General features: G+C 38.7%; 20 protein-coding genes. 6 read left to right on the top strand and 14 right to left on the bottom strand.

Translation table 11 applies throughout. The features are described from left to right. Positions 1-19: 19 nt before the first annotated feature. Positions 20-901, bottom strand: coding sequence for a dihydrodipicolinate synthase family protein (locus ABC371_RS19705; protein WP_412898341.1), 882 nt, complete (start codon positions 899-901; stop codon positions 20-22). Between the two features lie 291 nt (positions 902-1,192). Here ABC371_RS19705 and ABC371_RS19710 point away from each other — a divergent pair, with 291 nt between their 5' ends. Next, the gene (locus ABC371_RS19710; protein WP_412898342.1) at positions 1,193-2,272 is read left to right on the top strand and encodes a YeiH family protein; all 1,080 of its coding nucleotides are present in this window, start codon (positions 1,193-1,195) and stop codon (positions 2,270-2,272) included. A 16-nt stretch (positions 2,273-2,288) separates the two neighbouring features. Here the strand turns inward: ABC371_RS19710 and ABC371_RS19715 are convergent, their stop codons facing one another. The 4 genes from ABC371_RS19715 to ABC371_RS19730 form a co-directional block, all read right to left on the bottom strand. Next, a complete protein-coding gene (locus tag ABC371_RS19715; protein ID WP_412898343.1) occupies positions 2,289-2,714 on the bottom strand; it encodes a hypothetical protein in 426 nt (141 codons plus the stop codon). A 93-nt stretch (positions 2,715-2,807) separates the two neighbouring features. Then, positions 2,808-5,171 (bottom strand): FdhF/YdeP family oxidoreductase, encoded by a 2,364-nt coding sequence (locus ABC371_RS19720; RefSeq protein ID WP_412898344.1) that lies wholly within the window; start codon positions 5,169-5,171, stop codon positions 2,808-2,810. 348 nt (positions 5,172-5,519) lie between these two features. Next, positions 5,520-5,882 carry a Na-translocating system protein MpsC family protein gene (locus ABC371_RS19725; protein WP_412898345.1) on the bottom strand — a complete coding sequence of 121 codons (363 nt, stop codon included), beginning with the start codon at positions 5,880-5,882 and terminating at the stop codon, positions 5,520-5,522. 63 nt (positions 5,883-5,945) lie between these two features. Continuing rightward, the gene (locus ABC371_RS19730; protein ID WP_412898346.1) at positions 5,946-7,211 is read right to left on the bottom strand and encodes an L-lactate MFS transporter; all 1,266 of its coding nucleotides are present in this window, start codon (positions 7,209-7,211) and stop codon (positions 5,946-5,948) included. A 409-nt stretch (positions 7,212-7,620) separates the two neighbouring features. On the opposite strand from ABC371_RS19730, the gene fdhD reads away from it, so the two are divergent. Then, the gene (gene fdhD, locus ABC371_RS19735; RefSeq protein WP_412898347.1) at positions 7,621-8,430 is read left to right on the top strand and encodes a formate dehydrogenase accessory sulfurtransferase FdhD; all 810 of its coding nucleotides are present in this window, start codon (positions 7,621-7,623) and stop codon (positions 8,428-8,430) included. 75 nt (positions 8,431-8,505) lie between these two features. On the opposite strand, the gene ABC371_RS19740 is transcribed toward fdhD, so the two are convergent. Then, positions 8,506-8,955 (bottom strand): SRPBCC family protein, encoded by a 450-nt coding sequence (locus ABC371_RS19740; RefSeq protein ID WP_412898348.1) that lies wholly within the window; start codon positions 8,953-8,955, stop codon positions 8,506-8,508. 164 nt (positions 8,956-9,119) lie between these two features. On the opposite strand from ABC371_RS19740, the gene ABC371_RS19745 reads away from it, so the two are divergent. Both ABC371_RS19745 and mscL read left to right on the top strand, forming a co-directional pair. Further along, positions 9,120-9,419, top strand: a complete 300-nt coding sequence (locus ABC371_RS19745; protein ID WP_412898349.1) for a hypothetical protein — start codon at positions 9,120-9,122, stop codon at positions 9,417-9,419. A gap of 71 nt (positions 9,420-9,490) precedes the next feature. Continuing rightward, on the top strand, positions 9,491-9,874 hold the full coding sequence (gene mscL, locus ABC371_RS19750; RefSeq protein WP_412898350.1) for a large conductance mechanosensitive channel protein MscL: 384 nt from the start codon (positions 9,491-9,493) through the stop codon (positions 9,872-9,874). Between the two features lie 50 nt (positions 9,875-9,924). On the opposite strand, the gene ABC371_RS19755 is transcribed toward mscL, so the two are convergent. The 3 genes from ABC371_RS19755 to ABC371_RS19765 all read right to left on the bottom strand — a co-directional run bounded on the left by ABC371_RS19755 (position 9,925) and on the right by ABC371_RS19765 (position 11,868). Then, the gene (locus tag ABC371_RS19755) at positions 9,925-10,443 is read right to left on the bottom strand and encodes an acyl-CoA thioesterase (protein ID WP_412898351.1); all 519 of its coding nucleotides are present in this window, start codon (positions 10,441-10,443) and stop codon (positions 9,925-9,927) included. A gap of 141 nt (positions 10,444-10,584) precedes the next feature. Then, the gene (locus ABC371_RS19760) at positions 10,585-11,550 is read right to left on the bottom strand and encodes a bile acid:sodium symporter family protein (protein ID WP_412899403.1); all 966 of its coding nucleotides are present in this window, start codon (positions 11,548-11,550) and stop codon (positions 10,585-10,587) included. Positions 11,551-11,715: 165 nt separating this feature from the next. After that, on the bottom strand, positions 11,716-11,868 hold the full coding sequence (locus ABC371_RS19765; protein ID WP_412898352.1) for a hypothetical protein: 153 nt from the start codon (positions 11,866-11,868) through the stop codon (positions 11,716-11,718). Positions 11,869-12,045: 177 nt separating this feature from the next. Between ABC371_RS19765 and ABC371_RS19770 the strand changes: the two genes are divergently transcribed. Beyond that, positions 12,046-13,407 (top strand): YjiH family protein, encoded by a 1,362-nt coding sequence (locus ABC371_RS19770; protein ID WP_412898353.1) that lies wholly within the window; start codon positions 12,046-12,048, stop codon positions 13,405-13,407. Between the two features lie 124 nt (positions 13,408-13,531). On the opposite strand, the gene ABC371_RS19775 is transcribed toward ABC371_RS19770, so the two are convergent. The 4 genes from ABC371_RS19775 to ABC371_RS19790 all read right to left on the bottom strand — a co-directional run bounded on the left by ABC371_RS19775 (position 13,532) and on the right by ABC371_RS19790 (position 17,545). Next, positions 13,532-14,539 (bottom strand): ABC transporter ATP-binding protein, encoded by a 1,008-nt coding sequence (locus ABC371_RS19775; protein WP_412898354.1) that lies wholly within the window; start codon positions 14,537-14,539, stop codon positions 13,532-13,534. 18 nt (positions 14,540-14,557) lie between these two features. After that, complete coding sequence (locus tag ABC371_RS19780; RefSeq protein ID WP_412898355.1) at positions 14,558-15,367, bottom strand: ABC transporter permease; 810 nt, start codon at positions 15,365-15,367, stop codon at positions 14,558-14,560. A gap of 3 nt (positions 15,368-15,370) precedes the next feature. Continuing rightward, entirely contained in the window at positions 15,371-16,174 is an 804-nt protein-coding gene (locus tag ABC371_RS19785) for an ABC transporter permease (protein WP_412898356.1), read from the bottom strand. A gap of 69 nt (positions 16,175-16,243) precedes the next feature. Next, on the bottom strand, positions 16,244-17,545 hold the full coding sequence (locus tag ABC371_RS19790) for a purine/pyrimidine permease (RefSeq protein ID WP_412898357.1): 1,302 nt from the start codon (positions 17,543-17,545) through the stop codon (positions 16,244-16,246). A 314-nt stretch (positions 17,546-17,859) separates the two neighbouring features. Here ABC371_RS19790 and ABC371_RS19795 point away from each other — a divergent pair, with 314 nt between their 5' ends. Next, positions 17,860-18,843, top strand: coding sequence for a Gfo/Idh/MocA family protein (locus ABC371_RS19795; protein WP_412898358.1), 984 nt, complete (start codon positions 17,860-17,862; stop codon positions 18,841-18,843). Positions 18,844-18,889: 46 nt separating this feature from the next. Here the strand turns inward: ABC371_RS19795 and ABC371_RS19800 are convergent, their stop codons facing one another. Next, positions 18,890-19,534: an SDR family oxidoreductase gene (locus ABC371_RS19800; RefSeq protein WP_412898359.1), complete on the bottom strand. Its 645-nt coding sequence runs from the start codon at positions 19,532-19,534 to the stop codon at positions 18,890-18,892. Between the last annotated feature and the right edge of the window lie 20 nt (positions 19,535-19,554).

Consider the following 19,554-nt stretch of genomic DNA (forward strand, 5'->3'; position numbering starts at 1 on the left):
TCCTTCACATACATGTTTTTTATTGATGTACTGTTTTAACAGCTAGATCAAAGGCTTTCTTAATATCTTTATAGACCTCATTAGCTAAAGGTAATCTTGGAGGGCGAGTTGGTCCTACAGGCTTATTTGCTAATTCCATCATATACTTGATAGATTGCACTAATTGTGGGTTTGAATCATAATGGAATAATGGAAGTAAGCGACTGTATCGTTTTTTGGCTTCTTCTACTTTACCTTCTCTAGCCAAATTGAATAATTCCACACATTCTCTTGGTAATGCGTTAGGAACACCCGCAATCCAACCTGTTGCTCCCATTAATGGTCCTTCAACTGCTAGGTCATCTACACCAATCATTACTTCTAAATCTGTTTTTGCTAGAATATCTGATACACGACGGATATCTCCAGAGAATTCCTTAACAGCAACTACGTTCTCAAGCTTTGATAATGTAGCTAACACATCGGGTGTAAGATCAACAGGGTAATCAAGCGGATTGTTATATGCAATGATTGGAATACCCACTTCGTTCAGTGCTTCATAATGGGCAATAACCTCATTTTGTAAAGGTCTATAATTAATTGGTGGTAATGCCATAATGCCAGCTGCACCTTTTTCTTTTGCATAGCTAGCCCATTTAACTGCAAGTTGTGTAGAAGGTGCTCCCGTTCCAACAACAACAGGTACACGACCCGCAGCACCCTCTATTACTGTATCAATTAATTTAGCCCTTTCCTCAACAGTGAAGGTAGCATACTCCCCAAGAGAACCAGATGGAACTAAGCCATCAACTCCTTCTTCAATTAACCAATTACAGAGCTCAGTTAATCTTTCGTAATCGACCTCGTACTCTTCTGTAAACGGAGTTACAATCGCTACATACACCCCTGAAAATTTTGTCATTTTAAATCCCCTTTCAATTTTAAATACTAGATGATAAATTTTATATACCTTCATCCATCTATTTATCTTGCAAGTTCTGTGCCATATAACACAAATAGACACACAAAGATTATTGTTTAGAAAAATAGACAGTGTTTATTTTTGTGTAAAAATAATTCAACACTGTCTAAAAACATGTACAGAAAATTAGATTTTACATCTCTTTTATCTTCATGGGGAATTTCAAGATATGTCATTTTTATGATTTGTAAAATGATTAGTCCACTTCTATGATAAAATAGAGGTAGTAACTTGAAATATAAAAGGAACGATATTATGAATAATGCAAACATTAAATTACATCAACCTAAAAACGCAAAAAGAACGTTATCAATCTTTGATTCTTTACCAATTAAGAATAAGCTACCCGGAGTAGCACTAGTCTTCATTATTGGGTTATTGGCAAACTCCTTAGGGAAAGATTTCCCATTAATCGGCGGAGCTGTGATGGCCATCATCATCGGGATCTTAGTTCGTAACTTTTTACGCATTCCGGCTGTCTATACGGAAGGTATCTCCTATACATTAAAAACCTTATTGAAAACGGCCATTGTGCTGCTCGGTTTCGGTCTTAGTTATGCAAGTATTTTTCAGCTTGGATATGAAGCGATCCTTTTAGTCATGATTGCGGTTTTATCTGGAATTGTATTTACTTTTATTTTGGCCAAGCTGTTTAAGCTTGAAGGAAATATCCCGATTCTCGTTTCACTTGGAACTGCCATTTGTGGGGCAACCGCGATTGTAACATCAAGCCCAATTGTTCGTGCAAAAGAGGAAGAAACGGCATATGCGATTAATACAATCTTTGCTTTTAATGTATTGGCCGTATTATTCTACCCTCTAATAGGACAACTTTTTTCGATGCCCGACAATATTTTTGGAATGTGGGCAGGTGTCGCGATTCATGATACTTCGTCAGTAGTTGCTGCGGGGTATAGTTATAGCAGTGCAGCCGGTGATACATCTGTTGTGATTAAACTAATTCGAACACTCTTGCTAGTACCTGTGACTCTGATTCTATCAATCTTCATATCAATGAGATCAAAAGGGAGCACAACAAACAAGGTGAAAATAAGCAAGATATTTCCAACCTTTATTCTCTTTTTCGCCGGAGCTGTTGCGATTAATACGATTTTCTCGCTTCCAACATCACTGACGAGTGTAACAGATGGATTAGCGAAATTCTTAATCCTCATGGTAATGGCGAGCGTTGGACTCGGTACAGATTTTAAAAAGATTAAATCCGTTGGTTTACGTCCTTTATTTGTAGGGTTAATTTCATCTATCATGATGGGAATTCTAACTTTATCCATCATCCTAGTGCTGTATTAAAAAAGAAGTTGGGAACTCATTTCCCAACTTCTTTTTTTCGTTCCTCCAAAATATCGCAAATCATTTGAATATGAAATGACGCCCACGCTTTTTCACGAAAGTGTAGGATGACGGTAAAAAATAGGAGAAAAAAATAAATTAGGGTGAAGAGAATTAAATAAAGATATCCTCTTCCAAACAAAAATTTTTGCAATTGGTTTGTAAATAGAAATAAAAACCACGGGATCGCTGTGATTAAAATGGGAATGATGCCTGAGCCATTTTGTTCTTTTAACATGCGGTAATAAATGATTTTTAAGGTTTGCGAGTCAATTCCTTTATAAAAGCACTTGATGGAACGCACTTCCTCCATTTCCTTCAAATGTTTAAAGGTTCGATCTTTTCGCGCGTTCTTTTTTAGCTTTAAATAGATTTTATGTGCATCTCCACGAAACGATATCAATTGTAACACCTCAGAAAAATTAACATTATTGTTATCAATTCCCTGTTTTACGCATAAAAATGCCCCCAACTTTTAGATTTGGGGGCATTTCTTTTATGCTGGAGGATTAATGTCTAGATCATCCTCAATTTCCTTTTCTTGATATTGTGTATCTTTTCGTGCATTAAAACGTTCTGCTTTCTCAACGTATACAGCAATATTGTAATCAGGGATTCCTGCAAATTTTTCATAGCGGCCTTTTGGAAGTAAGAAGTTACCTTCTGGGAAGAACACGCCTAGATTTTTTCTTGCGATATCCGCAAATTTTGCTTTCCCTTGGAAGACTCCAAAGCCATTGTGAACAACAATCGCTTCACCTTCTGCAATACGAAGCTCTGCAGCATCCTGAGGATTGATTAACACATCATAACGTCCTGCTCCATTAAATGGATCGACCTCTTTATAAACCATCGAGTTAAATTGTTTTCCGCGGCGAGTGGTTAACACGAATTGTTCTTCTTTTTTCCCAAAGTCAGGAATTTCAACCTGAATTAGGTTTCCTCTGCCATCAGGTGTCGGACACACTCCGCCTTCACAAAGCCATGCTCCACCCCATTGGAACACATCCCCTTTTTTCTTGAGATGCTGGATTCCATTGTAATTTGGATTGGCAATTGCAATTTCGTCGCGAATTTCCTGTCCGCTCTTAAAATCAATCAAATGCGCACTTTCAGGTTTCACCCGCTTGGCAAGATCCACATAAATCTTCCATTCTGCGCGAGCTTCTTTTATCTCATTTTTGTTCCCTTCAATTTCAGGTGAAAAATACACCATCCGCTCCGTGGAAGTCGATGTTCCCCCACCCTCTTGTTCATAACGGGTTTTTGCAGGTAACACAATCACGGCTTCTTTTGCATCCAATAGGGTTGATGTATTTAAAATGATATCTTGATGAACACGAATCTCAAGCTCAGATAATGCCTTTTCAACAAAAACAGGGTCCGGCATCGTTTCAAGGAAATTACCGCCGGACATATAATAGAGCTTTACTTTTCGCTCATGGTCGTCTGGAAGAACAATATTTTCTAATGTGACTCCAACAATATCGCCTTGCCATTTTTCAATCTCAAAGCCCCAAACCTTTTCAAGGCGCTCGATATTCTTTTCATCAAATTCGCCACCAGGCAGAACAAATGGATCTGCTCCCATTTCACCTGACCCTTGTACAGAGGAGTGACCACGGAACGGCATTAGTCCGTTGTGCTTACGACCTAGATGTCCACGAAGAAGGGCAAGGTTTGCTACCTGTGAGATATTATCGGTCGCAAAGGAATGCATCGTCAATCCCATAGCCCATGTATACACCACATTTTTGCTATTTGCTAGAAGCTTTGCTAACTCCAACATTCGTTCCTTCGAGACGCCTGATGATTTCACAATCTCATCCCAGCTTTGCGACATGGCATGTGCTTTTAATTCTTCAAACCCGTTTACATGTTCTTTCACGAATTGATGGTTGATTGCAGAACCATGTTGGTTTTCCTCCATTTCAAACCAATGCTTCATAATTCCGAACATGAAGGCAATATCTCCACCAATGTTCACTTGATAGAAATCATCCGCAAGCTTTGTTCCAAATAATGCAGATTCCACATTAGACGGAATCCAATATTTATCCATCGCCGGTTCTCTATGTGGGTTAATGACTATAATTTTTGTACCGCGCTTTTTCGCTTCAAGCATGTATTTTGTAGAAACAGGCGAGCTGTTTGATGCCACACTTCCCCAAAATAATAAAACGTCTGCACCGATCCAATCCTGATAGTTGGCGGTCGATGCTCCAACACCTACGGAACGCTTCATGGCTGTTTTACTAGGAGAATGACAAATTCGTGAAGCGTTATCAATATGGTTCGTACCTAGGAAACGAGCAACCTTAGCAGCTACATAATAAGATTCATTCGTAATCCCACGAGAAGTTAAATAAAAAGCATACTGCTTCGGATTCAACTTCTTCATCTTTTCCGCAATCATATCCATTGCTTCATCCCAGGAGATTTTGGAAAACTTTCTTTCTCCTTTTCTACGAATCATTGGATATGGAATTCTTCCAAGCTTTCGAAGTTCAGTACTATTATACTTGCGGAGCTCATCGATATCAGCGTGAAGAAGCTCTGAATCAATGGCTGGCATTGTACTTAGACGTAGCACATTAAGGCGAGTTGTACACATGTGTGGCCCCTTCAGTGTTTGGTCATAAAGTCCGGAAACACCAAGAGCACAGCCATCACATACACCCTGTGTTAAAATGCGTGTTGCATATCCGAGATTGTCCTTATTTTCCCAAGCGACTTTCATCGTGTCACGAATGTGCTTTGGCTTTACCTTTCCTAAACCAAAGGGAATCGGACTGACCCAGTGCTTTGGTTGTGGCATTTTCGTAGACTTAATTGGTCCCTGATGCTTTGTTTCTCCCATGATTAATCCCCCTCTTTCTACTCGTTATTACTATGTGTATGGTAAAAGTTAACTTATATTCAAATACGCCAAGGCGTATTTGCGCCCGATTTTTTTCGAGCTTGCCTCGAAAAATTTCCTTTGAAAAATCGTGGCATCCGCCGGAGGCTTTAACTTTGATTAGCAGAAGTGCTAGCTTCTGCTAATTTAAGTTAACTATGGTTTTTCGGTTTTCAAACTGCTTATTCCTTCTAAAAAATCTCTAATTATAGAAAAAACCACCGAAACATGATTCTAGGATGTTAGAAAAATGAAACGGTGGTTAGTCTTTAGCAGGGTCGCTACCAAGTGCCAACACATGATGTTGTTTTATTTAATTGAGAACTTCTTTTGTAGATCTTGATCAAATACAAAGACGGACATTCCGAAGTCTCGGTCAATATCAATATCTACAAATAAATCGATTAGGTTTGAGCCTAAAAATTCTTCCATTTCGACGGGCCTGTTTTTTCGATACATTTCTTTTACCATTTCGGTTCTTGCCGCACGAAGCATTTGTTTTCCTTCATCTGCGGCTGCAATAAATTTTTCTACTGGAGATAGGTTCCCTTCCATTTCACAAATTGCCCAATTTTTACAAAAGGTTGTTGTGATTTTACTCGGTCCTTTTCCCATATGTTTTTTGCGAAAAGACCTTACTAGATTGCTAAACTCTGCTTCGTACTTATTCATGTTAGTTCTACCCTCTTATTTGAAACTTCATTAAACTTAGTTAATCAAGTTTACCAATGAATGTCAACCAGCAAGCTCAGTACCTTTTGCAGATTGTTGCTTTTGTAGTTTCTTAATGTCCAACCGGATCAAAAGTGAAATCGCCAATGCAACCGCAAATAATGCCGTAAACACAGTTAAACTTTGTGTGTAGCTTCCAGTGGTGTCACGAATCCATGAAGCAAACATCGGACCTGCAAGTCCTGCGGCTGCCCAAGCCGTTAAAATATAACCGTGGATTGCTCCAAGTTGTTTTGTTCCAAACAAGTCCCCAATGTAAGCTGGGATTGCAGCAAACCCACCACCATAACATGTGTAGATTAGGGCTAGTAATACCTGGAACAACAAAGGATTGGATACATAAGGTAGTAATGGAAACGCGATTACTTGAATGATAAAAAATACTGTATATGTATTTGGTCTCCCTAAGTAATCCGACACTGACGCCCATCCAATCCGTCCAAGGCCGTTAAATGCGCCTAATACGCCAACTAACGCTGCAGCTGCAACTGCACTTAATCCTACACTTTCTTGTGCTAGTGGTGAAGCAGCAGAGATAATGGCAATTCCGCACGTCACGTTTATAAAGAGCATAAGCCATAGATAATAAAAACGTCTTGTTTTTACAGCTTGGTTTGCAGTTAATTGTGATAAATCCTGTTTTACCTGTTTAGCTCCGCTTGCAACCTTTTCCTTAAAGCCAGCTGGTAACCAGCCTGCTTTCGGTGGAGCAAGATATAAAGAAGATACAATCATAATGACAAAGTAAGTAACTCCTAAAATATAAAACGTATTTGCTATTCCTACTGAAACAATAAGCTTTTGCATGATTGGGCTACTGATGAGGGATGCAAATCCAAAGCCCATTATCGCAAGTCCTGTAGCCATACCACGTCGATCTGGGAACCATTTTACTAATGTGGATACAGGTGCAATATATCCAACGCCTAGACCAATTCCACCTAAAGCACCATAGAATAAATATAATAATGGCAGTGATTCTAAGTTGATTGCAAGACCAGAACCTGTGATTCCGACACCAAAGAAAATAGCAGCTAGTATTCCAGATGCACGAGGGCCATATTTTTCAACGAAATGCCCAAGAAATGCTGCGGATAATCCTAAGAAAAGAATCGCGATACTAAAGGTCATGCTGATGTCGGTTAAGTCCCAACCGAATTCTGACTGTAGTGGTTTTGTAAATACACTCCATGCGTAAACAGAACCAATCGATAAATGAATTCCAACTGCCGAGGCTGCAATCAGCCAACGATTTTTTGTCTTTTCCATTTCTTCTCTCCTTTATTTTGAAATAGTGGTGTTCATTTTGCAGTAGAAACTATTTCTAGAACAAAAAAACCGCCAGCAGCCCTATGCTTGAATAAGCATAAAAAGGATGATGACGGTTAATTTCCCTAGCAGGATCGCTACTACAAAATTAACAGTAATCGTTTCCAATATTCCACCTTTTGCACTAGAGACAGGTTCGCTATCCTGTGACAAAAGTGTGTCTATATTGTGAACTATTTGTTACGATATTATCAAACCTAGGAAAATATTACAATAGCTTTTTGTTAAATTATTTTGAGTTGCGAAAAAACTTTATAGTTGTTTTACCAAAAAAAGTATGATTATATATTAATAATCAAATAGGGATTAGCATGGTGGTCCAGTTTAAAACGGAAAGTGAGGTGTAAAGATGGTAGAGTCTATTACCATTCGAAAAAGTATTATCAAATTTGAAGATGGTCAATTATTTAACGAAGAAGATCAAATCGTGACTGAATTCCCCTTGACTATTCTCTTGAACCAACAGGAATTTGCGACGATGGTTTGTACCCCATCCGAGCTTGATGAACTTGTAATTGGATTTTTGGCCTCAGAGGGTGTCATCCGCTTCAGAGATGAAATAAAGAGTTTTCATATTGACGAAGGTCAGGGCTATGCATATGTGGAAACAACAGCCGAAGTGACAACCAGTCAGGAATACTATTCAAAGCGTTTTATCGGTTCCTGCTGTGGCAAAGGCAGACAATTTTACTTTGTGAATGATGCAAAAACGGCTAAAACCTCAACATCAACCATTACCCTTACACCGGAAGAATGCATCAATTTAATGAATGAAATGCAGCAAAGTAGCATTGTTTTTAAAGACACAGGTGGTGTGCATAATGCTGCACTTTGTACACCTACTGACATGATTGTGAATCGAACCGATATTGGCAGACATAATGCCCTTGATAAAATATACGGATATTGCTTAATGAATAAAATTCCAGTTCGTGATAAGGTGATTGTGTTTAGCGGAAGAATTTCTTCAGAAGTCTTATTAAAGGCCGCAAAAATTGGAGTCGGTATAGTGTTATCAAAATCAGCACCTACCGATTTAGCGATCAAAATGGCGGAGGAACTCAATATTACGGCGGTTGGCTTTATCCGTGGTGGCAAGCTTAATGTCTATTCACACCCAGAACGAATCGTCCAGGAGTCTTTTGAAAGCATTTTCTAACATCAAAGAGATTAGCAGAGTGTAATTCTACTAATCTCTTTTTTAATCCTGTGATTTTATTTTTGGTTATATTTTTTACGTATGCTGGAAAAGTTCTTGTACGTTTCTCATGAATTCCTCGGATTGTTTGTTACTCGATCCCTTCATTAAGACCTCGCCAACCTTTGCTAATTTACCTGTCATTTCAAAATCCATTTCATATTCAACTAATGTTTTATCTGGTTCAATAGACGTTAGGTTTGCTATAAGAGTATTCGTAAAGGATCCCGCTAGTGAAACAGGCTTCCCCTTCATTTCAACGACAATTTTTTCGTTTTCAATGGTCTCTTTCAGTTCCCCTACACCCTGAATTTTAATGGGGACAAATTGAACTTTCACCTCAACTAATGTTTCATATTTAGTTGGGCTTAATTGTTTAACCTCTTTACAGCCTGGAAAACATCGGCCCAATTTCATTGGGTCCATAAAAACTGAATAGACACGTTCTCTGTCTGCATGTACGATAAATTGATCAGCCTTTTTCAAAATCCCACTCCTAACCATTTTTCTAAGATGATGTTACAATTTTATTAGTGAAATTTCGTTGTAGAACTAAAAAGACAAAGTGTAAGGGTTTTGTCACAGACTATCAATCCAATTGCGATTTGTTATAATGAGGGGTAGAGATTCTAGGATGAGGTGGACTTTTTATGGCTTTTGGCATTAAACGTAAGGAACTTGTTGAGTGGAAGAAAAAGGTTTCACAAGGGGAAATTGCGTTTTTGACGCATTATTGGATAGACGACCGTTTTCCCGGAATGACAACTGTCACAAAGGTTGGCTGTGCTGACCTTGAAAAGCTTAAAAGCTGGGGAAAGAAATATGGGATTCCTTCAAAGTACATTCATAACCGGACAGGCTTCCCCCATTTTGATTTATTAGGTGAACGACAGATTGAAATTCTAAGAAATGAAAACATGCTACATCAACTAGAGAAGTTCAAAGGATAAGCCATTTGAACTATTTTCTTTTTCACGATATTGGATAGAATAAAAAAGGGTTATGAAAGGAGGACGTCAATATGCTTAATGATTTTAAAAAATTCGCTTTAAAGGGAAATGTGATTGACCTTGCAGTCGGGGTTATTATTGGTGGAGCATTTGGAAAAATCGTTACATCACTTGTGAATGATATTATTATGCCACTAATCGGATTTTTGCTCGGTGGGGTAAACATATCAAAGGCTTCTATCCCCTTTAAGGGTGAGGAGATCATGTATGGTGCTTTTCTACAAACAGTTTTGGACTTTTTAATTATTTCTTTCTCTATTTTTCTCTTTATTCGCTTCTTCCAACGTTTTAAGAAAAAAGAAGAAGAAAAACCTGCTCCAGATCCGACTCCAACAAAAGAAGAAATACTGCTCACAGAAATACGTGATTTATTAAAAGAACAACGTGGTAATTAATAAAAGGTTGTCCAAGTCGAAAATAAAATAGACGATGGACAACCTTTTTTTTATAGTTCCCAAGGTAAAGCGATGCTGAATTTCGAAGCCATTTTTTCATTTTCTTTTTTTCGCCTTTTTCTATTCTCTGCACGGTCTTTCCCAGATTCATGAAGCATTTTTTCTTCCTCAGATTTCGGTATGACTTTCGGAACAGGCTTTGGTTTACCGTTCTCATCTAATGCAACAAACGTTAAAAACGATAATGCACAAATATGCCGTTCGCCCGTATATAAATCCTCTGCAATCACTTTTACAAAAACCTCCATCGAGGAACGTCCCGTATATGTAACAAACGCTTCTAAACAAACAGAACTTCCTTCCTGAATCGGATGAAGGAAATCAACAGAATCCGTTGATGCTGTTACAACTGGAGAGCGTGAATGACGAACTGCTGCAATGGATGCAACATCATCAATATACGCCATGAGCTTTCCCCCAAACATGGTTCCATGATAATTCGTATCAGGCGGAAATACATTACTTGTCTTCACAACAAAAGATTCTTTGCAATACTTTGCTTCTACCATATGAAAATTCCCCTTGTTCTTTTTTAGTATTCTTCTCGTAAATCTTATTTGTAATACTGCACAATAATCATCCTATGTCTTCGTAATTCGACTTTCAATCATTTTTAAAAGAAAGACGCTAGCCAAATTGGCTAACGCTGGTTATGCAGAGAACTTTCTTTCAAGTCCATCGAATGAATATACACGATCAATGAATAAAGCGTAAATTGAAGCTAATATCTGTTGGAAGAGCATCCCCACTACGACTGGAACAGCGACTTCAGCTGGGAAGAATGTAATGGCAATGACGGCTCCGGCACTAATATTGCGCATGCCCCCCGTGAAGATAAGAGCAATTATGACATCTGAGTCTAATTTCATGAAACGACCTATTCCCCATGCGATTAAATAACCACAAAAAGCAATAAAGAAAACGACCGCTCCGATCAGTATCAATTTCAGGTTTACATTTTTCAAATAGGGTGCTATATCGGCACTATTGATCATCACCACTACTCCAAGGCCAATCTTTGAAAAAGGCGCTAGGTTTGGGCTAAGAGTTTTTGTGCATTTTCCTTTTGTCACATGGTTAACGAGCATACCAAGAATGGAAGGCAGCACGACCATGAAAAAAAGACCCTGCATAATACTTAAAATATCCATTTCAACATTACTACCGACAAATAACGTTAAACTATACGGAACAACAAATGGTGAAATCAACGTATCAATTAAGATAATAGAGAGTGTAAGTGCAATATTTCCGTGCTTCATCGCAACCCAGATAAAGCTTGAAATTCCAGTGGGAATTACCACTGCCAAAATCAACCCAGTAATTGTAAAGCTGTCGCCTGGAAAGGTTAAATGCCCAACAATCCAAGCCCATGCAGGCATGATTAAATGTAATGTAAAAAGAGCAATCAAGATTGGGAATGGATGTGTGATTGCTCGTTTTAATGAACTAAAACTTGAACTTAATGCTCCTGAAAACGTGATAAATGCAAAAATCCATGGTACTAAATACGAAAAAGGAGCCAAATATGCAGTTAATAAGACACCCAATACTACACTTGTAGGTGTAATGAGTGGCATCAGTTTCTCTAATTTTTTGTTGAGCTTCTGTAACATCATCATTCTCCTAGTTTAATAATCTACCACTATAAGTCCATTTTTTTAGTATACTACAATTTTAGCATTTTAGAGGTTGTCTATTAAAGGAAATCAGTAAACTTGGGTATTAGGACTGAAAATGAGAAAAGCATCATCACAAAGTGACAATGCTTTTCTCTATGATTAGCTCGGATCATTTTCGTCATATGAAAGGGTTGTGACCTTTGTGTAGTCACCTTTTTCAATTTCCTTCATTGACGCATCTTCTCTTAATTCCTCTTCTGTGTCCATTCCAACTGCAATTGTTGGCTCTTCTTTATTTTGACGTTTTTTCATAGGTAACCACTCCTTTCTTTTAGTATTCCCTATAGTTGGGTATGATACAAAAAACAACCGTGTTTTCAGAATAGTATTTTTATGCGAATGGAAGCATTTTTATAAAAATAACTCTCGCATTTTTATGCAATTTGTTATAAAGTAGGATTTGTGACTTTTTAATGAGGTGAAACAACTATGGCAGTTCAAAAACAACAAGAGAAACCAGTAGCGACTGATTATTTAAAATTTATTATTCCATCCTTAATTGGAATTATTTTATTTATCGTACCCTTTCAATATCAGGATACATTCACAATTCCTGTTGCCATTTTAGCAGGCATTGTTCAAGATTTATTAGGCGATTCAATTCCTTATATTATGACCGGTTTAATCGCCATTACTGGGATTATTTCGATTTTAACAGTATTCATCAAACCTGCATTTATTACGAAATCTCCGTTTTTATCGGGACTTTTTTATGTGTCTCCAGTGTGGGTTGTAACAAGAATTTTAGGGATGATTTTTTCAATTATGACCCTCTTCAAGCTTGGTCCTTCCGCTATTTGGTCGGATGCAACTGGTGGTACTTTGCTATTTGATTTAATTCCTGTTCTATTTTCTGTCTTTTTATTTGCAGGACTGTTTTTACCATTATTGCTTGATTTTGGTCTACTAGAGCTATTTGGAGCATTACTGACGAAGGTGATGCGTCCCCTTTTCAAATTACCCGGACGTTCATCCGTTGACGCCATCGCTTCTTGGTTAGGCGATGGAACCGTTGGTGTTCTTCTTACAAATAAGCAATATGAAGAAGGCTACTATACAAAAAGGGAAGCAGCCATTATTGGAACGACTTTCTCAGTTGTTTCCATCACGTTTACAGTGGTGATATTAGCTCAAATGGGATTACAGAATATGTTTGCGCAGTTCTATTTTACAATCCTACTTGCAGGTTTTGTTGCGGCGATTATTACACCAAGAATCCCGCCATTATCAAGAAAATCGGATACGTATTATGAAGGTACTACACAAAAGGCGGACGAAACTATTCCAGGCAATGTAAGTCGTTTCAAGTGGGGAATGGAACAAGCTGTCTACCAAGCGAAAAAAAGCGAAGGCGTTTCGAAAGTAGTCAAAGGCGGCATGCAAAACGTCTTAGATATGTGGTTGGGTGTTGTTCCAGTCGTTATGGCAATCGGAACAATCGCACTTCTGATTGCGGAATATACTCCGATCTTCAAATATCTTGGCGCACCTTTCGTACCGATTCTAGCCTTACTTCAAGTGCCAGAGGCGGTTGCCGCATCTGAAACGATGGTAATCGGATTTGCAGACATGTTCCTCCCTACAATTATTGGGGCAGATATCGAGAATGATCTTACACGATTTGTTATTGCAGGAGTATCCATTACACAGTTAATCTACATGTCTGAGGTTGGTGGATTATTACTCGGTTCTAAATTACCCGTATCGTTCCTAGACTTAGTCATTATCTTTTTACAGCGGACGCTGATTACCTTACCCATTATTGTAGGAATGGCCTATTTGTTTTTTTAAACGTTTGATTTTGTGCTAATGACCATAGGGGTCAGTTTATCAGCCATTAAAATGAAATAATGACCATAAAACACAAGTAAGCCCTACGAATTAATCCTTCGTAGGGCTTTTTACATCAAAAATATCAAACCTTCACCGGAACTTCTTCCTTCGAAAAGCCTTCTTGGTAAATTCGACTAATGATCGACTCAATTTCAGGCTCTTCTACCGTCAAATCCGTAATATTATGGGTCTGAGTAATTTGGGAAATCACATCTGACGCAGAATAATCATCACGATTGAAACGAATCCATTTTCGGTTTCCTTCCTCTTTGCAGATTTCCCCATTCGATATCTGTAAGTCGATTCCATTTTCCTCAACATCAACAATTAATGTCCGCATTTTACCATAACGTGACTTAACTGATGCAATCTCGCCATCATACACTTTTTGACCATGATCAATTAAAACCATTCGCTTACATAGCTTTTCAATGTCTTCCATATCGTGGGTAGTTAAAATCACCGTCACATTTCGAAGCTTATTGATTTCTTGAATAAATTCCCGCATTTTTTCTTTCGCAACGACATCAAGACCAATCGTTGGCTCATCCAAAAACAAGATGTCCGGATCATGTAGCAGGGATGCAGCAATGTCTGCTCTCATTCGCTGACCTAGTGAAAGCTGACGAACAGGCGTGTTCAAAAACTCACCTAAGCCTAAAATTTCTGTAAAAGTGTCCATATTTTCTTTATAACGGACTACTGGAACACGGTAAATTTCCTTAAGTAATTCGAATGATTCAATCGTTGGCAGGTCCCACCAAAGCTGCGTCCGTTGACCAAACACCACACCAATGTTTTTCGCATTTTCCTTCCGATTTTCATAAGGGATAATCCCGTTAACACGGATTGACCCGCTTGATGGAACTAGAATGCCGGTAAGCATTTTGATTGTCGTTGATTTCCCAGCACCATTTGGTCCAATGTATCCAACCATTTCCCCTTTTTCAATCGAAAATGTGATGTCTTTAACTGCTTCTTTCGTTTCAAATTGCCGGTTCACTACACTTTTTAAAGCCCCCATGAACCCGGTCTCCCTTTTTGCAATCTTAAATTCTTTTCGTACATGTTCGACCTCAATTATAGCCAAGATAGGAACCCCCTTTTTTTATGAGCCAGCACTTTTATATCGACTTAAACCAAGCATCCACACATGATATGCCATGATAAAAAACACGATTCCCACAAGTGGTGTAAAATACCCAATATAGGAAGGGAAATAAGGTGTTTCCTTTTCTAAAATCACCGCTGCTGGGAAATAGTTCACAAACCCAAATGGAACAACAAACGCAGTTACCCATTGGACCACTTTTGGATAAATCGCAAGAGGATAGTTCGTTAAATTTCGTGCTGGATACATCACGACCCAATAAAAACGCTCTGATTTTGTCGTCCAGAAGGCAATTGCCGAAATAAACACGAGTAGTCCCCCTTGAACCAATATCCCTCCGATAACTGCACTAAGTAAAAAGAGGATTTTTCCAAATTGCCAATGAATATCAAGGGCAGTGCTCACCCAAATAAAGACCAATATACTAAAAATGAACTGACCCGCTGCCCCAATATCAAATTTCATCGCCATAAAATGAAAGAATGGATTGATGGGGCGAACGAGGAACCGGTCAAAGGTACCATTTACAATATACGTATCCAAGCTTCTAAAATGGAAAAAGAGAATGATACAAAATCCCCATGACAAAACGGCAAGTGCAAATAAAAAGAGCAACTCATAGAAATTCCATTTTCCTAGTTCTTTAAATTGATAGAGCATAACCCACATCGTGATAGCAGTACCTGTATAGGCTGCGACCATCCCAACAATGCGCATGATAAATGCAAAGCGATACTGCATTTGGGCACGGACACCTGCTCCGACGAGTCGAAAATATAATTTCATGTAATCGATTATATTTTTCATGCTTCACCCTCCCTGCACGATCACTTTGTTTGATGCTTTACTCCAAACAAATCGGAGGATTCCATACGAAACTGCTACCCAAAATAACTGAATCCCAATTGATAGAAAGACCTCGTTACCTGAAATCTCTTCTATGAAAATAGCATTCGGAATAAAATAGATTCCTTGAAATGGTAAATAGTATGCAAGCGTTTGCAACCAACCTGGGAAAAACCACAACGGGATGACAGATCCGGATAGAAGTGAAACAGAAAAATAAAAGACATCCTCGATTCCTCCGGTTTCAATGAGCCAGAATGTGAATAAGCCAAATGTCAGTTCAATACAATATCGAATGAGAAAGCCTAAAAACCCTGAAATAACAAATAAAATCCACGTCTGCCATGAGGTTGGCAAGCTCAGATCAACAAAGAAAAACAACAGAATATATAACGGGACCAACGCGGTTAACATATAAAATGCGACACTGCCGAAATCGGCAAACAAATAGCGTAACGGCACATCAAAAGGTCTCATTAATTCGAGTGCGATGTCACCTGTTCGAACCTTTTCCTGCAGCTCCCATAATGGCGTACCCGCACCATTCACTGCGGTTAAAAATTGACTGACGACAACATAGGTAAGCATGGCTGTTAAAGAAATTCCACTTGCTTCTTCTTTACCAGCATACAGTGCATACCAAATTGACATCCACATTAGTAGAAAGATAATATTTGAAACCAACCTTGTCCACACATCAAATCGATAGGCGGCTGACCTCATAAAGGCTTTTCTCGTAAAAGCCGTATACATTTTTACCGTATCCATCAAGTCACCTACTAGACATTTGCTTTTAACAAATTTTTCTTTATAGTAGCATAATTACCTCCATTTCGACTAGGCTCTTTCTTTCTTTTTAGAGCCTAGTCGTGTAACAGTTTGTTCAATTAAGATGGCGACAATTGTTCCCAGAACGAGTCCATTATTTAATATCGATGTTAAAATAGGGGGCACATCCTTGAAAGCATCTGAAGGTACGAACATCGACCCTACCCCAACAAATAACGAAAACACAATGATCATTCGGGAACGACTTTTATTCAACAAGTTTTCAAATGCAGCTAACGCAGGCAACATGAGATTAGCGAAAATGATAAATACTGTTGCATACCCAATTGGTGCCGGCAATCCTGAAACAAAGTTCATGATTTTTGGAAAAAAACTAATGCCGACTAAAATAAAACTACCGACAATAAAAGGAAGTCTTGTATTGATTTTCGTGGTTGCAATAAAACCTGCCGCTCCTGAGATGGGAACGGGTGCAACCGCTGAAAAAATTCCTGCGAGGATTTGGTTAACCCCTGCCATAAATCCAGCCGGACGATATCTAGTTTTTTCAGTTTTAATTTGTTGGGAGTGGAGCACCTGCTCAACAACTCTTATGCTTGCGATTAAATTTGTTAACAGCAATAACGTCACAAGGATCGCTGTGGCAATCATTCCACTATCAAAGACTGGACTTCCAAAGGAAAAGATACGAGGGAATTCCATCCATTTATTCGATGTCACTTTGATTGGCTCAGTAAGGCCGAAAATAGCAAAAATGATCCAACCAAGGGCTAAGCTAATAAGAACGGAGTATTGCCTTAATGCTCGAGGTCCCTTTTCTGCAAAAACAAACGTAAAAAGAATAATAAACAGACAAATCACTAGGATTTTTAAATTAACCGTTTCTTCGCCCCGGTAACCCACCCCAAAGATTCCATTTAAAAATGAACCACTTAGTTGAAGTGAAAGCAAAATCAAATAAGTCCCTGTTACAACCGGTGTAAATAATTTTGAAATTCGATCAATAATTCCAAGTACACTTAAAAGCATAAATAATATTCCACTAACCAAAATCCCCGCTTCTATCGCTCGGAGTGTATCTTCCCCTGAGCCATACAAGGTTGGCCCTAGACCTGCATAAATGATAAACACGCCCCACCATAAACCGGCCGGCCCTTCATTAATCGGCAGACGGTGCCCAAAATACACTTGAACTAAGCTTGCTAATCCGAGTAATAGGAAGGTCCGCGAAACAAAACTAGCTGTTTCTACTGGGGCCATTCCATAAAGAGCTGCTATCGCGATTGGCGCCACAATCGAGCTTGCAATGATAAACGCAAGCCATTGTAATGAACTAAAAAACACTTTCACTATTCTCATCCCTATTCGATTATGTATGATTTTCATTTTATCCCGCATTAACGGGCAGTAAAATAATTTTAGCATAAGCTAAGTGTTTAAGTGGAAAATAACTGCCCGTAAAAGCCCGATTAAGAAGAACAAAGACTAAGAACGCCACGTCCTGTGGCAACGTCTTTGTGACCCACATCGTATGGCCCTCAACTAACAATCATTGGGGAAGAAGCCCCCCAATGATTGAAGTTTCACTTTATCATTTTTTTCAATTTGTGTATGTCTGATATAATCTAGTATATGCTGTAATTTTTGTTTATGGAGGAAAATATATGATTCGTTTTGGAATAATTGGAACTAACTGGATAACAGATGCATTTTTAGAAGCAACAAAAGCAATCGAGGATTTTTCATTAACGGCTGTTTACTCGCGTACAGAGGAACGCGCAATGGAGTTTGCTGAAAATTATCAAGCACCCTATATCTTTACATCGATTGAGGAAATGGCACAATCTGATGTAATTGATGCAGTTTATATCGCAAGCCCGACTTCCTTTCACGCCTCTCAAGCTATTATTTTATTGAATCATGGCAAGCATGTTCTTTGTGAGAAACCGATTGCCTCAAATACGAGAGAACTAAAAGAAATGATTCAAGCGGCAAAGGAAAATCAAGTGCTCTTAATGGAAGCTTTGAAGTCCGGATTTCTCCCTTCTTATGCAAACATTCGCGAGAACTTACACAAAATCGGTCCAGTTCGCCGCTATTTTGCGAGCTATTGTCAATATTCATCCCGCTATGATGCCTATAAGGAAGGTACCGTATTAAATGCCTTTAAACCTGAATTTTCGAATGGTTCGTTAATGGATATTGGCGTGTACTGTGTATATCCAATGGTTCAATTATTTGGAAAGCCCGATTCGATCAAAGCAAGTGGTTTAATGCTTAATTCTGGTGTGGATGGTGAAGGGAGTATCCTTGCCCATTACGAGGAGATGGAGGGTATGATGATGTTTTCGAAAATCACGAATTCATACATCCCTTCTGAAATTCAAGGTGAAAATGGTAGCATTCTGATTGATAAAATCTCTTCACCTGAAAAAGTTGAAATTCGTTATCGGGATGGAAAAGTGGAAGATCTTTCAATCCTTCCCGAGCAGCACACGATGTATTATGAGGCAAAGGAATTTATCGAGTTGATTAAAAATGGTTCAATCCAATCAACTGTCAATACATACGAAAACTCATTGGCTGTAATGGAAATCCTAGACGAAGCCCGGCAGCAAATGGGACTCGTATTTCCTGCAGATCAATAAGTTAAAACGCTTGCGACACAATCATGTCGCAAGCGTAATGTATACCCTATAAATTTTTTAATGCATCCACTATTGGCTCTTCGCCACTTACAAGATCAAAAGCTTGATTAAATGTACGTTCCTCTGTTAACGAAGCGACAATCACTTTTGCGACATCCGCCCGGGGGATTGTATTTCTCGTTAAATTCTCCCCTACAGCAATCTTCCCAGTTCCTTCTTCATTTAATAAACCACCAGGTCGAACAATCGTATAGGTTAACTCACTTTGTTCGAGAATTCGGTCTGCATAATGCTTTGCGACATAGTATGGACGGATGGCTTCATTCCATTTTTCACGTTGATTAGCACCTAACGCACTGACCATGACAAAGCGTTTGACCCCAGATTGTTCTGCTGCTTCAATGGTTTTTACTGCGCCATCCAGGTCAATTAAGAGGGTTTGATCTGGACCTGTGTGACCGCCAGACCCTGCAGTAAATACAACTGCATCACATCCCGAAATTGCCTCACGGATTTCTTTCACACTGTCTGCAATACTTGCTACAACAGTTTCGACACCTAATTCTGTAAAATAGGCTACTTGCTCTTGCTTACGTACCATAGCAAGTGGTGTATGCTCACCACTTTCATTTAATAACCCAACTACTTGTTTACCAATTTGTCCATTTGCTCCAACTACACAAACCTTCATCCATCTAGCCCCTTTCTCTC

Source organism: Bacillus jepli (assembly GCF_047238305.1).
Taxonomy (GTDB): Bacteria; Bacillota; Bacilli; order Bacillales; family Bacillaceae_L; genus Ferdinandcohnia.

What these genes read in the sequence shown, in the direction of transcription:
- ABC371_RS19795 (WP_412898358.1), top strand. Translation starts at nt 17,860, where the DNA reads ATGATTCGTTTTGGAATAATTGGAACTAACTGGATAACAGATGCATTT.
- mscL (WP_412898350.1), top strand. Translation starts at nt 9,491, where the DNA reads ATGCTTAATGATTTTAAAAAATTCGCTTTAAAGGGAAATGTGATTGAC.
- ABC371_RS19720 (WP_412898344.1), bottom strand. Translation starts at nt 5,171, where the DNA reads ATGGGAGAAACAAAGCATCAGGGACCAATTAAGTCTACGAAAATGCCA.
- ABC371_RS19780 (WP_412898355.1), bottom strand. Translation starts at nt 15,367, where the DNA reads ATGAAAAATATAATCGATTACATGAAATTATATTTTCGACTCGTCGGA.
- ABC371_RS19705 (WP_412898341.1), bottom strand. Translation starts at nt 901, where the DNA reads ATGACAAAATTTTCAGGGGTGTATGTAGCGATTGTAACTCCGTTTACA.
- ABC371_RS19770 (WP_412898353.1), top strand. Translation starts at nt 12,046, where the DNA reads ATGGCAGTTCAAAAACAACAAGAGAAACCAGTAGCGACTGATTATTTA.
- fdhD (WP_412898347.1), top strand. Translation starts at nt 7,621, where the DNA reads ATGGTAGAGTCTATTACCATTCGAAAAAGTATTATCAAATTTGAAGAT.
- ABC371_RS19765 (WP_412898352.1), bottom strand. Translation starts at nt 11,868, where the DNA reads ATGAAAAAACGTCAAAATAAAGAAGAGCCAACAATTGCAGTTGGAATG.
- ABC371_RS19800 (WP_412898359.1), bottom strand. Translation starts at nt 19,534, where the DNA reads ATGAAGGTTTGTGTAGTTGGAGCAAATGGACAAATTGGTAAACAAGTA.
- ABC371_RS19725 (WP_412898345.1), bottom strand. Translation starts at nt 5,882, where the DNA reads ATGAATAAGTACGAAGCAGAGTTTAGCAATCTAGTAAGGTCTTTTCGC.
- ABC371_RS19785 (WP_412898356.1), bottom strand. Translation starts at nt 16,174, where the DNA reads ATGGATACGGTAAAAATGTATACGGCTTTTACGAGAAAAGCCTTTATG.
- ABC371_RS19760 (WP_412899403.1), bottom strand. Translation starts at nt 11,550, where the DNA reads ATGTTACAGAAGCTCAACAAAAAATTAGAGAAACTGATGCCACTCATT.
- ABC371_RS19745 (WP_412898349.1), top strand. Translation starts at nt 9,120, where the DNA reads ATGGCTTTTGGCATTAAACGTAAGGAACTTGTTGAGTGGAAGAAAAAG.
- ABC371_RS19755 (WP_412898351.1), bottom strand. Translation starts at nt 10,443, where the DNA reads ATGGTAGAAGCAAAGTATTGCAAAGAATCTTTTGTTGTGAAGACAAGT.
- ABC371_RS19730 (WP_412898346.1), bottom strand. Translation starts at nt 7,211, where the DNA reads ATGGAAAAGACAAAAAATCGTTGGCTGATTGCAGCCTCGGCAGTTGGA.